Source organism: Kitasatospora sp. CB01950, from assembly GCF_001905465.1.
Lineage (GTDB): Bacteria > Actinomycetota > Actinomycetes > Streptomycetales > Streptomycetaceae > Kitasatospora.
On the sequence record NZ_LISX01000017.1, the window covers coordinates 1 to 11,689 of the forward strand.

The following is an 11,689-nucleotide window of genomic DNA, read 5'->3' on the forward strand; positions in this document are numbered from 1 at the left end:
TATCGGAAAGACAACGGCTTCTTAACTGCTCTACCTGTTATGGGACTTGTTTGGTTGCTCGCCCCTCACGATCGCCTTGGCTTTTTGGGCGTTTCCTTCAGAACCGGCCTGGCGCGGTCTCGAAGTGCTCGCCGTCCGCTGGAGCAGCGGGGCATGCCCCAGCATCAACGGGCGCCCCGCCCGTCCCGGGGAGGGGCGCCTGCAGTAGGCGAGATGTTGAGGTCGGGTCAGATCTGGACGGGTAGCGTGATCTTGTTTCGCTGAACAACCTCACCCGAGTAGTCGCGGTACTCGTTCTCACCAACGAGACGCGCGTCGGCGAGCAGCTCACGCAGAGCCCGCCGCTCCTTCTCAGTCGGCAGGCCCGACACCAGGTGGCGGAAGATCTTGACCGCGGTGTCTCGTCCCTTGATGCTCATGCGCTGGCCATTGAAGTCGTACAGGACTCCCCACCACGGGTTCTCGACGGCATCGAGCTTCAGGGCACCGCGACTATCGAGCACGTGGAGCTTGCTGAAGATGTCGTCGAGGTGCATGCCGTCAGCGCGGAGCAGTCCCACAGCCTGAGCCATTGCTTGCTGGCCCACCGGCCTGAGAAGGAGGTGCCCCTTCCCCCCACCGCTTCCTCGCTCCACCTCGTGTCCGAAGCGGCGGTACCGCGAGGCGGACTCGCCGCGGTTGATGGCCTGGAACGTAGGCATCTCGTTGATGTAGTCCCAGAGTTGCGCGAAGTCCGACCGGCCCTTCGACAGTTCGGCATCACTTGGTCGGCGGGCGAGTTCGCGGCCCTTGGCCTCCCAGTCGCTGTAGTGGTTGTCGGCGAGCAGGTAGCCCTTCGCCATCTCCGTCAAGGTCTGGAGGGTCGTGATGTGGGCGGAGCGCTTTGAGATCGTGCTGTTCTTGAAGTTGACAGCACTCTTCGTGGTCTTGAAGAGAGGGTGTTCAACGGCTACGCGCCGGGCAACGATGGCGAACCCGTTGTCTTCGTCGAGCTGGGCGACTTCACCAGGGGTGAGCGGGGATGCCTGCTTATTCACGTGCGTGAAGATGCTCCGGACTCGGCGCTGGGCGTCCTCGCGAGACTCCCCCTTCAGGACGGCCGGGATGATCTCGACTCCCATGCGCTCGGCACCGAGCTGCTGGAGCTGGGCTTCGTCCAGGTTGTGCTCAGCAACGATGGCGTCGAGGAGGAGGACCTCGTCGCGCTTGACCTTGCCCTCCTTGTCGCGGACGTCCAGCCGGCCATAGGTAATGAGCTTGAGCGCGGCATCGATCCCGATAACTCGGTGCTGGCCGTCAAACGCGTACAGGCGGGTCAGCGGCCCAAGTTCGAGCATGCCGACACGGCCGCGCCCATCGAGGGCGCGGAAGGTCGCGGAGATCTCCTTCGCGCATCCGTCCTCGTCCCACTTGTCGCTCTCAGGGTCATCGACCCACGGCTGGCTGAGGACGACGAGGATCGGCGGGAACTTGTGGTTGTCGCGCTCGATGAGGTACTTGGCAAGCACTGCCTCGCGGGACCAGTCAATCGCTCGCTGCGAGATAGCCTCAATGCTCTCCTCATCGATCCGCAGCTTCCCCGTCTCCGGATCGATGCTCTTCTTGAGCAGAGGCATAGTGTTCGCCAGGCTGACCTGGTTACGGATCCACTCCAGGGAGGCCGAGGCGATGTAAGAGGGGCTTCCCCCCATCTGCGCGACCTCGACGAACAGGGCGTCATCCCGAGCGATCGAGTCGTCGAGGAAGCGGGCGATCATGTTGATCTGCCGCTCGCGGAGTCCAGTGAGCTCCTCCATCTCTGCGGCAAGGTCGGATGCGGAACGGGTGTCCATGCGCTCTCCTTGAATATCGGTGGGGATCGTGGCGCTAGACAGGCTGAACGTGCTGCAGGTAGCGCTTCCGGTTGAAGCAGGGCTGGAGGCACGCGATCAAGTCGCGTTCCACTCGGTCGAGGTCGCCGGGGTGAACCTCTGCGTACCAGAGTTGCCTGGCACCGGGTCGGTGCAGCCAGTCCCGAAGTTGCCTGTTGGACTCGGTACGGACCTGGTGGTGGGCCAGCCGTGCGGGGAGACACAGGGCCTGGCCGACGTACATCCACTGGTGCGCCACAGCCAGACCGTGGAACTCAGCGAGCTCCGAGTACACGTAGATGCCAGACGTCTCCGGCACCAGCTTGTGCGCAAGCGCGACAGATCGAATGCTCCGCCAGTGCAGTTTCTCTGCCCTCACCCCAGATGACATGCCGTCAGGATGGCATGAACGGAAGACATGCCGCAAGTATTTAGAAACATCTCCCATGTAGCTGAAAACATGGACCAAGTTGACCTACCACATACGCCTTCTACGCATGACAATCGCCGATCTTGCCAAACCTGGCACACCATCGACGCGAATGTTCCGGTCACAGCCTGAGCACGGTCTCGCGACGCCACACAGGGTCCGCGTGCTGCACAGGTCCCCACGGCGCGCAAGTCGTCCTGCCCCAACACGGCGGCTGGCCCGAGCGAGAGCCAAGGCCGCGCTCGGCCCGGGCTGACCGGCGAGGTGCGCCGCGAGGGCCACAGACGCCGGAGCGAACACCAACTACCCCGTCGGGCTGCCCATCGTCGTCATCGGCGCGGGACCGGTCGGCCTGGCCGCCGCCGCCCACTTGATCGAGTGTGGCATGCGGCCCTGGTCCTGGACGCCGGCCCCGCGGCCGCCACGGCGGTGCGCGAATGGAGCCACGTCCGGCTGTTCTCGCCCTGGGCCGAGGTCGTCGACGCGGCCGCCGAGAAGCTCGTCGCCCCCACCGGCTGGACCCGCCCCGACAGCGCGGCCTACCCCTCCGACGGCGACTGGGCCGAGCAGTACCTCCACCTCGGCGAGCGCGTCCGCTACCACGCCCGCGTGACCGGCGTGGCCCGCGCCGGGCGCGAACGCATCGTCGGCCCCGGCCGCGACGAGCAGCCCTTCACCGTCCACGTCGCCCGCGCCGACGGCTCCGAGGAGCGCCTGCACGCCCGCGCCGTCGTCGACGCCTCAACTGCCCCCCGCTCGGCGCCGCCGGCCTCCCGGCGCTCGGCGAGCGCGCCGCGAACAACCGGATCTCCTACCGCATCCCCGACCTCACGGTCCCGGCCGTCCGCGACCGGTTCGCTGGCAAGCGCACCGCGGTGGTCGGCACGGGCGCCACCGCGTTCACCGCCCTCGCCGACCTCGCCGAGGCCGAGCCCGGCACTCACGCCGTCTGGGTGCTCTGCCAAGGCATCACCGGCTCGACGTACGGCGGCGGCGAGGCCGACCAGCTCCCCGCCCGCGGAGCACTCGGCCTGCGCGCCAAGAAGGCCGTCGAGGACGGCCACGCCACCGCGCTCACCGGTCTCCGCACTGCCGCCGTCGAGACCGATGGCGACCAGTTGGTCCTGGTCGGCGAGGGCGGGCACAGCAGCGACCCCGTGGACCAGGTCGTCGTGCTGACCGGCCTGCGACCCGACCTCTCCTTCCTCACCGTGACCGGCTACGAGCAGGTCCGCTCCGTCTCCGCCCACCTCGTCGGCGACCAGAAGGCCGCCGCCCGCGTCGAACTCACCCTTCCCGAAACCGGCGTCTGCGGCGGAGCCAGCCTGTTCGACGAACCCGCCACCGCGCCCTCTGGCGGCTGCTGCTCCGTCCCCGCCGCACCGCAGCTCATCACCCCCGCCACCACCACCGGCTCGTCCTGTTCCACCACCGGCGGCGGCGGCTGACCCCGCGCACGAGAGCCACACTGGCGGTAGGACCCGCCCAGGGGGCTGGGAGGAGGACGCCATGCATGGCACCGGAACGATCTACAAGCGGTGCGGATGCCGCGATCCGCTCACCGGCCGGCAGCGCGGCACCGCCTGCCCCGAGCTGAAGCGGCGCGGGCACGGTTCCTGGTACCTCGCCCTCCCGCAGGCCGCCACCGCTGACCACCGCACCGCCCGCCTTCGCCGCGGCGGCTACCGCACCCGCACCGACGCCGCCCACGCCCTCGCCCGGCTGCGCGACCCCCAACTCGCCCGCAACGGAGCGCTGATGCCCTGCGCCCAGTGGCTGGCTCACTGGTACGCCACCGTCGAACCGCACCTGCGCGCCTCCAGCGCCCGCGGCTACCGCAAACACCTCGAGCAGTACCTGGTCCCGCTGCTCGGACGCGAGCTGCTGTGCGAACTGACCCACGACCGCGTCCAGCAGGCGTTCGACACAATCGTCCGCCAGCACCGCGAAAGCGGACAGCCCATCAGCGGCTCGACGCTGCGCCGCATCCAGGCCACCCTGCGCGCCGCACTCAACGCGGCCATCCGCCGGGGCATCCTCACCACCAACCCCGCCCGCTACCTCGACCTGCCACGCACCCCGCGCCCCTATCCGGTCGTGTGGACCGACGCCCGGGTCGCCGAGTGGCAGCGCACCGGGCAGCGGCCCGCCGTCGCCGTGTGGACACCCGCCCAGACCGCCACATTCCTCGCTGGCATCAGTGACCACCGCCTCTACGCGCTCTACCATCTGTACGCGCTCCGAGGACTGCGCCGCGGCGAAGGCGCCGGACTGCGCTGGTACGACATCGACTTCACCGCCCGCACCCTCACCATCAGCCGACAGCTCCAGCAACGCGAGCGAGGCCGCCTGGAGGTCTGCCCGCCGAAGACCGCGGCCGGCGAGCGAACCATCGCCCTCGACTCCGGCACCATCCACGTTCTGACTACGCACCGTAACCGGCAACGGCTGGAGAAAACCGCCGCCGGAAAACTCTGGAAAGACTCCGAATACGTATTCACCGACCGCTACGGGCGTCCCCTGCGCCCCGACCACATCGGCCACACCTTCCAGGCCCTCGTCCGCACCAGCGGACTGCCGCCCGTCCGCCTGCACGACCTGCGCCACGGAGCAGCAAGCCTCGCCCTGACCGGAGGCTGCGATCTGAAGGTCATCCAGGCCCAACTCGGCCACTCCACCATCGTCACCACCGCGGACACCTACACCTCGGTCCTGCCCCAGACCGCGCACAACGGCGCGGAGGACACCGCCAGAGTCATCGTCGATGCCGCCCGGATGATCTCCCGCAACATCCGCCACCAGCCCAAACGCCGCCACCGCCGTGCGAATCTCCGCTCGGCGGCCCACGTCGGCACCAGAACTCCGGTCGCGGCGTAGCCAGTTGAGAGACCAGCAGATCCCTCGCCGCCCCACCCGGGGCCCACCACCGACCCATCACCGACCCGAACACGATGAAGGGCACCTTCTCCGAAGAGAGAAGGCCCAGGTCAGGAGGCATTTGATCTAGTGGGCCGCCAGGGGCTCGAACCCTGAACCTACGGATTAAAAGTCCGCAGCTCTGCCAATTGAGCTAGCGGCCCGGTGGCAGGCGTGGGCCTCGTGGGACAGCGCCTGCCGGGGTGATCCTACCTGGTGCTCGGTGGGAGATGGCCAGTGGATTCCCGGGCGGGTCGACGGTGGGTCAGGTGGTGGGGAGGTGGGCGGCGCGGACGCGGCGGAGCCAGGCCTCGACCGGGCGTTCGTCCGGGGTGGCGGGGAGGACGCCGGGGCGGTCGAAGCGGGCTTCGGCGTCGGCGAGGAGGGCGTTGGCGTCCTCGGGGCGTTCGGCGAACTGTTCGCCGAGGGCGCGGACCCGGTCCGGGTCTGGGACGCGGATCTCCAGGCGGCCGGTCTCGTGCAGGGTGACGCCCTGACGGACCAGGCGGACCAGGTGCCGGGCGTGTTTCGCGGCCCGGGCGAGGCCGGCCTGGTCGGTGCGGTCCCGGGAGTCGAGTTTGCGGAACTGCTGCCGGGCGTACCCGAGATACGCGTTGCGCACGGCCGGGCCGCTCAGGAAGGTCTCCCGCAGACCGATCAGCTCCTCGCCGAGCGGCGTCCGCACCTCGTACAACTCTTCGGGCAGCCAGACCAGTTCGGACGCGGTCGGGTTGCCGACGAGGGCCAGTCGGCACCACTTGGCGGCCTCGTGCAGGGTGCGGTCGGGCGCAGTGGTGACGTGCGACTCGGCGGGCCGGTGCAGGCCGTGGAAGGCGACGGTGGGCGCGGCGAACAGGCCGAGCCGGTCGAGGTCGGAGCCCGCGTGGGCCAGGCCGTACGCGGTGGAGCCGACGATGCCGGAGAGCAGGACGTGCATGGTGGGGTCACCTCCTCGGGAGCGGTCCTGGCAGTCTCGCCCCGAACGGCCCGCACACGCGAGCGATTTCCCCGTCCGGCCTCAATCGCCTCGACACCGCCGTCGGCGGTCCCCGGACGGCCCCGACACGGCCGTCGCCGACGGTGCTCGGTGCGGCCGCGCCGCCCGCCGATACTGGGCGCATGGCGAACGGCGACATCCCGGCGGCGAAGCTCCGGGTCTGGTGGGCGCACCGGCAGTGGCTGGACGGCGGCGCGCATCGGGGCGCGTCCCCGGCCCAGGTGCTGGCCGCGACGGGGTGGGCCCGCTCGGTGGGCGGCGCGGCGCCGTACCTGGGCCTGTTCGCCCGGGCGGGTCTGCGCCGGGCCGAGGTGGACGCGGCGGTCGCGGCGGTGGAGGTGCAGGAACTGCCAGCGGCCCGTGGCTGTACGTACGTGCTGCCCGCCGAGGACTTCGCGTTGGGCCTGGCGGCCGGCGCGGGCGTCGCCGAGTCGGAGATCGCCGCGGCGGTGCGCCACCTCGGGGTGACCCAGGACGAGGTCGAGCAGCTCTGCCTCGCGGTGTCCGAACTCCTGTCCGACACCGAGCCGTTGGGCCCCCAGCAGATCCGCACGGCGGCCGGCCCGGCCATCCGCACGCTGGGCGAGGACGGACGCAAGCGTGGCGTATCGAGCACCCTGCCGCTGGCTCTGGGCCTGCTCCAGGCACGCGGCCTGATCCGCCGCGTCCCGGTCGACGGCCGGCTGGACCGCCAGCGCTACGGCTACCTGCGCTGGGACCAGGCCGTCCACGGCGAGGCCGCCGACCTGGCCCGCCGGTACTTCAGCTGGGCCGCACCCGCCTCGGTACGACACTTCCGCTGGTTCTCCGGCTTCAACGCCGCCACCGCGAAGGCCGCGCTCGCCCCGCTGGAGCTGATCCGGCTGCCCGGCTCCGACCTGCTGCTGCCCGCCGAACTCGCCGACGAGTTCGCCGAGTTCACCGTCCCGGACGAACCCGCGTACGCCCTGGTGGCATCCGTCGACGGCCTGCACCTGCTGCACCGCGACCTCCCCCGCCTGGTCGACCCCCGGGACGCCCACCGCACCACCCCGGCCTCCCGCACCGGCCGGAGCTTCGGCAGCGAGGCCGACCCGTCCACCCACCTGGTGGTGGACCGCGGCCGCATCATCGGCTTCTGGGAGTACGACCCCGAACAGCGCGAGCTGGTCCACCAGTTGTTCGTCCCGATGGACGCCGCCCTCCGCGCCACTGTCGACGCGGTGGAGACCTTCGTCCGCGAAGACCTGGGCGACGCCCGCAGCTTCTCCCTGGACTCCCCGAGGAGCCGCGCCCCCAAGCTGGCCGCCCTCCGCACCGCGAACCGCTACGCGACTCCGGGCAGTCCGAACGCCACCTGACCGCGCCACGCGACCCCAGGCAGTCCCAGCACCACCTGACCGCGCCACGCGACCCCAGGCAGTCCCAGCAGCGCTCAGGGCCTGTCCGGCAGCTCCAGCGGCAGGTAACCGAACCCCGCGGCCCCCGGGCGGGCCCGGCGCAGGCCGTCCAGCAGGGCCGGGGGCGTGGCCGCGTACACCGTCGGGTAGTGGTGCTGGCCGAGCGCCGGGTCGTTGGTCCAGGCGGGGTGTTCGGTGGCGGGGGTGGTGGCGAAGCGGCCGTCCGCGCCGTTGCGGTTGCCCCGGCCGTCCAGTCGCACCCACCATGAACTGCCGGGCAGCAGAATGCCGTTGAGGCCGTGCAGGACCTCCAGCCGCTGGTAGCAGAGCCCGGCCGGGATGCCGTTCGCGCGCAGCAGGGCGGCGAGCAGGTGGGCCTTGCCGTGGCAGATGGCGTTGCCGGCGGCCAGGACGTCCGAGGCCCGGTGGGCGGCCGACCAGCGGCCGACGTCGGCGGAGTGGTCGATCCGGTCGCGGACGAAGGCGAACACCGCTTCGGCGGTGGACACCGGGTCGGCCTGCCGCAGCGCGGCGGCGCGTTCCGCCACGGCGGGGTGGTGGTGGTCGATGACCTCGTCGGCGGCGAGGTACGCGTCGAGGGAGGGCCGGTCGGCGCGGAGCGGGCCGTGCGGGGAGACGGAAGGGTCCATGGCGGTGATGCTGCGCCGCCGACTCGCCGACGGGCAAAGGGATTTCACGGTATGGACTACCGTCGACCGGACAGGTTTCGTGGACGGAGGGACGGCAGCATGGACGAGGTACTGGTGATCACCGGAGGCGGTCGCGGCATCGGGGCGGCCACCGCCCTGCTGGCGGGCGAACGCGGCTACCGGGTGTGCGTCAACTACCGCGCGGACGCGGCCTCGGCGGAGGGCATAGTGGAGCGGATCCGTGCCGTCGGCGGCACGGCCGTCGCGGTGCAGGCGGACGTCAGCCGCACCGCCGAGGTGGAGCGGCTGTTCGAGACCGCGGAGCGCGAACTCGGGCCGCTCACCGCGCTGGTGAACAACGCGGGCACGCTGGAGAAGCAGTGCCGGCTGGACGAACTCGACGAGGACCGGCTGACCAGGATCTGGGCGGCCAACATCACCGGCCCGTTCCTGTGCGCGGCGGCGGCGGTGCGCCGGATGTCCACCCGGTACGGCGGCCGCGGCGGGGCGATCGTCAATGTCGGCTCGGCGGCGTCCCGGCTGGGTTCGCCGGGCGAGTACGTGGACTACGCGGCGTCCAAGGGCGCGTTGGACTCGATGACCCGGGGCCTGTCGCTGGAGGTGGCGGCCGAGGGAATCCGGGTGAACTGCGTACGCCCGGGCCTGATCCACACCGACATCCACGCGCTGGGCGGCGAGCCGGGCCGGGTGGACCGGGTCGGCCCCAACCTGCCGATGGGACGCGGCGGGCAGCCCGAGGAGGTCGCCGAGGCGATCCTGTACCTGCTCTCCCCGGCCGCCTCGTACATCACGGGCTCCTTCCTGGAGGCGGCCGGCGGTCGCTGAACCACCGGGCCGCGCGCGGCCGGGCCGTACCCTCCCGGGCCGGGCCGGGCCGAGCAGAGCCGGGTCGCGCGCGGCCGGGCCGGGTAGCGTCGAACCGGCCGCGCCCGAACAGGCCACGTCCGACTGTCATATGAACATCGCGCGTTGGCGCGATACCGGTTCGGTCAACGCCCCGGCGCGTCGTCGCCCACCGCCCCTACGGTGGGCGGCATGACCGAGACCGAAATCGCCGCCGCGCCGTTCCTCGACATCCCCGACGTACTCAACCTCCGCGACGCCGGGGCGGGCGTGTACCGCCCCGGGCTGCTCTACCGCTCGGCGAGCCTGAACCGGCTCACCGACGAGGGCGCGGCCCGGCTCGCGGAGCTCGGCATCCGGACGGTCGTCGATCTGCGCAGCAGCACCGAGCTCGACATCTGGCCGGACCGGTCGATCGGCGAGGACGTCCAGTACCTGCACCTGCCGATGCTCCCCGACCCGGCCACCACGGACCGCACCTGGCCGGAGGACCAGGCCGCGCTGTACCCGTTCATGGCCGAGACCGGCGGGGTGGCCATCACCGCCGCCGTCCGCGCCCTGGCCGGCGGTGCGCCGATCCTGGTGCACTGCGCGGTCGGCAAGGACCGCACCGGCCTGACCATTGCCGTCCTGCAGTCCCTGGCCGGCCTCCCGAGGGACGCCGTCATCGCCGACTTCCTCCGCTCCAACGTCGGCCTCGGCCTCGACCACGGCCCCGTCCCCTACCTGGACGCGGCGGGCGCCGAACGCATCTCCCGTCCCGTCGTGGCGGCGCACCTCGCCAGCGCCCTCGCCCGGATCGAGGAGCTCCACGGCACCCTCGACAACTACCTGCTCGACCACGGCACCACCGCCGCCGAACTGGCCGTCCTCCGCACACTGCGCCCGGAGTAGCCCGTCCTCGGCGCACCTCGACAGCGCGCAGGTGCAGTTCGCCGTCCCCCGGCCGCGCTCGCGGCAACTGCGCCACCGGCCAGGTGTTCCGACTGCCGTTCCCCTCCGGCGGCCGTTCCCCTCCAGCGGCCGGGCCCGTCGGGCGGGTTACCGTGGGCGGTGCGCCCGACGGCCACGAGCCGCCCCGCGCACCCTCAGGCACGTCCGCCAGGTACGTCCACCAGCCGTCCGAAGGAGTCCGTCCCATGGCCCGCTTCCCCGTCACCGCCGCCGTCGCCGCCGCCGGTCTGATCGGCGGCTACGCCACCGCCCGGTTCAGCGGAAAGCGCGAGCTGGGCGGCGCCGTCCTGGCCGTGGCCGGGACGACGGCCGCCGTGCGCTGGCAGCGCCGCTCGGGCACGGCGGCCGCGGCCGGCCTGACCACGCTGTACCTGGCGGCGTTCGGCGGCTCGCACCCGCTGGCGAAGAAGATCGGTGCCTGGCCGGCCGTCCTCACCGTCACGGGCGTGGTCGCCGCCGCCTCGGCGCTGGCCACCGGCGAGTAGTCGCACGTCGGGCACCCCCGAAGCACCCGCGCTCCCGAAGTACCCGCCCCGGCCAGCCCGCCCGGCAGCCGCTCCCGACCCGCCCGGCAGCCGCTCCCGACCCGCCCGTCAGGCGGCCCCGACCCACCCGTCAAGCGGCCCCGACCTGCGCGTCAGGCGGCCGTGAACCGCGCCTCGAAGGCAGCCCGGTTCACCGAGGGCACACTGCGGTCCCAGACCGCGAACACCACCCGGTCGAAGGCCGCGCCCCACGCGTCCAGGGCCTGCCCGAACGCGTCCGCGACCTCGGCCGGGTCGTTGCGGAACACCCCGCAGCCCCAGGCCCCCAGCACCAGTTCGCGCGCGCCGTGCCGGGCGGCGACGGCCAGCACCCGGCCGGCCCGCTCGGCCAGCACCGGCCCGAGGTCGAGCGCCGTGCCGGGCGAACGCAGCGCCAGCTGGCCCGCGTTGGGCGCCGGCGAGGTGAGGAAGCCGAGCCGGTGCGGGCGGGCCAGCAGCTCGCCGTGCCCGTCGCGGATCACCGGCACGCCGGGCGACCAGATCACCCGGTGGCTGTAGTGCAGGTCGGTGGAGGCGCGGTGCGCCTCGTAGTAGTCGGGGGCCTCCAGCAGGCAGCGGTACAGCAGCGCGGTGCGGCAGACGTCCTCCTCCTGGGCCTTCGCGCCGCGCAGGTACCCGCCGCCGGGGTTGCGCGCGGACGCGAAGTTCAGCACTGCGACGCTCCGCCCACCGTCCGCGACCAGCCGCTGGGCGGCCTGCATGCTGCCCTCGCCGGTCACCTCGACGGCCCCGCTCAACGGGCCCGGCCCGGTGCCGAATTCGGCCTCCGGCGAGTAGGAAACCGTCCCCGCCCGGGCCTCGGCCAACTCCTCGGCGATCCGCACCGCCGTCCCGTCGGCGGTCCGGTACTCGCCCCGGTCGGCGATCTCCTCGTTCTGCGTGGCGAGTGCCCGCTGCCTACTGCTCATGCCGCGCACGCTAATCCCCCGACGCCCGCCCCTCCACCGCTTTTACCGCCGGAACGCGGACGGGCCCGCCCCACCGGAGTGGAGCGGGCCCGTCAGTGCGTTCTGCGTCAGTTCTTCCAACGCGGCTTGCGGTCGCCGCCGTTGAAGCCGCCACGGTCGCCGCCGCGGTCGTCACGGTTGAAGCCACCCTGCGGAC

The 11,689-nt window shown here is 71.9% G+C and carries 9 protein-coding genes, 1 tRNA gene and 1 pseudogene; 6 read left to right on the forward strand and 5 right to left on the reverse strand.

Features of this window, described 5'->3' with window-relative positions; genetic code table 11:
- Positions 1-227: 227 nt before the first annotated feature.
- Complete coding sequence (locus AMK19_RS30050; RefSeq protein ID WP_073817731.1) at positions 228-1,832, reverse strand: DGQHR domain-containing protein; 1,605 nt, start codon at positions 1,830-1,832, stop codon at positions 228-230.
- Positions 1,833-2,596: 764 nt separating this feature from the next.
- Here AMK19_RS30050 and AMK19_RS30060 point away from each other — a divergent pair.
- Positions 2,597-3,728: pseudogene (locus AMK19_RS30060) on the forward strand (flavoprotein).
- 61 nt (positions 3,729-3,789) lie between these two features.
- On the forward strand, positions 3,790-5,157 hold the full coding sequence (locus tag AMK19_RS30065; RefSeq protein WP_073817737.1) for a tyrosine-type recombinase/integrase: 1,368 nt from the start codon (positions 3,790-3,792) through the stop codon (positions 5,155-5,157).
- A gap of 130 nt (positions 5,158-5,287) precedes the next feature.
- On the opposite strand, the gene AMK19_RS30070 is transcribed toward AMK19_RS30065, so the two are convergent.
- Together AMK19_RS30070 and AMK19_RS30075 are read right to left on the reverse strand one after the other, a co-directional pair.
- Positions 5,288-5,360: transfer RNA gene (locus AMK19_RS30070), tRNA-Lys, on the reverse strand.
- A 101-nt stretch (positions 5,361-5,461) separates the two neighbouring features.
- The gene (locus tag AMK19_RS30075) at positions 5,462-6,133 is read right to left on the reverse strand and encodes a nucleotidyltransferase domain-containing protein (protein WP_073817741.1); all 672 of its coding nucleotides are present in this window, start codon (positions 6,131-6,133) and stop codon (positions 5,462-5,464) included.
- 182 nt (positions 6,134-6,315) lie between these two features.
- Here AMK19_RS30075 and AMK19_RS30080 point away from each other — a divergent pair, with 182 nt between their 5' ends.
- The gene (locus AMK19_RS30080) at positions 6,316-7,533 is read left to right on the forward strand and encodes a DNA glycosylase AlkZ-like family protein (protein ID WP_073817745.1); all 1,218 of its coding nucleotides are present in this window, start codon (positions 6,316-6,318) and stop codon (positions 7,531-7,533) included.
- 74 nt (positions 7,534-7,607) lie between these two features.
- On the opposite strand, the gene AMK19_RS30085 is transcribed toward AMK19_RS30080, so the two are convergent.
- Positions 7,608-8,222 (reverse strand): transglutaminase domain-containing protein, encoded by a 615-nt coding sequence (locus tag AMK19_RS30085; RefSeq protein WP_073817749.1) that lies wholly within the window; start codon positions 8,220-8,222, stop codon positions 7,608-7,610.
- A gap of 99 nt (positions 8,223-8,321) precedes the next feature.
- Here AMK19_RS30085 and AMK19_RS30090 point away from each other — a divergent pair, with 99 nt between their 5' ends.
- From AMK19_RS30090 to AMK19_RS30100, 3 genes are all read left to right on the forward strand, one after another.
- Positions 8,322-9,068, forward strand: a complete 747-nt coding sequence (locus tag AMK19_RS30090) for an SDR family oxidoreductase (RefSeq protein WP_073817753.1) — start codon at positions 8,322-8,324, stop codon at positions 9,066-9,068.
- Between the two features lie 210 nt (positions 9,069-9,278).
- Complete coding sequence (locus AMK19_RS30095) at positions 9,279-9,980, forward strand: tyrosine-protein phosphatase (RefSeq protein WP_073817757.1); 702 nt, start codon at positions 9,279-9,281, stop codon at positions 9,978-9,980.
- 245 nt (positions 9,981-10,225) lie between these two features.
- Positions 10,226-10,525 (forward strand): hypothetical protein, encoded by a 300-nt coding sequence (locus AMK19_RS30100; protein WP_073817761.1) that lies wholly within the window; start codon positions 10,226-10,228, stop codon positions 10,523-10,525.
- A 152-nt stretch (positions 10,526-10,677) separates the two neighbouring features.
- Here AMK19_RS30100 and AMK19_RS30105 read toward each other — a convergent pair whose 3' ends face one another.
- A complete protein-coding gene (locus AMK19_RS30105) occupies positions 10,678-11,493 on the reverse strand; it encodes a TIGR02452 family protein (protein ID WP_073817765.1) in 816 nt (271 codons plus the stop codon).
- Between the last annotated feature and the right edge of the window lie 196 nt (positions 11,494-11,689).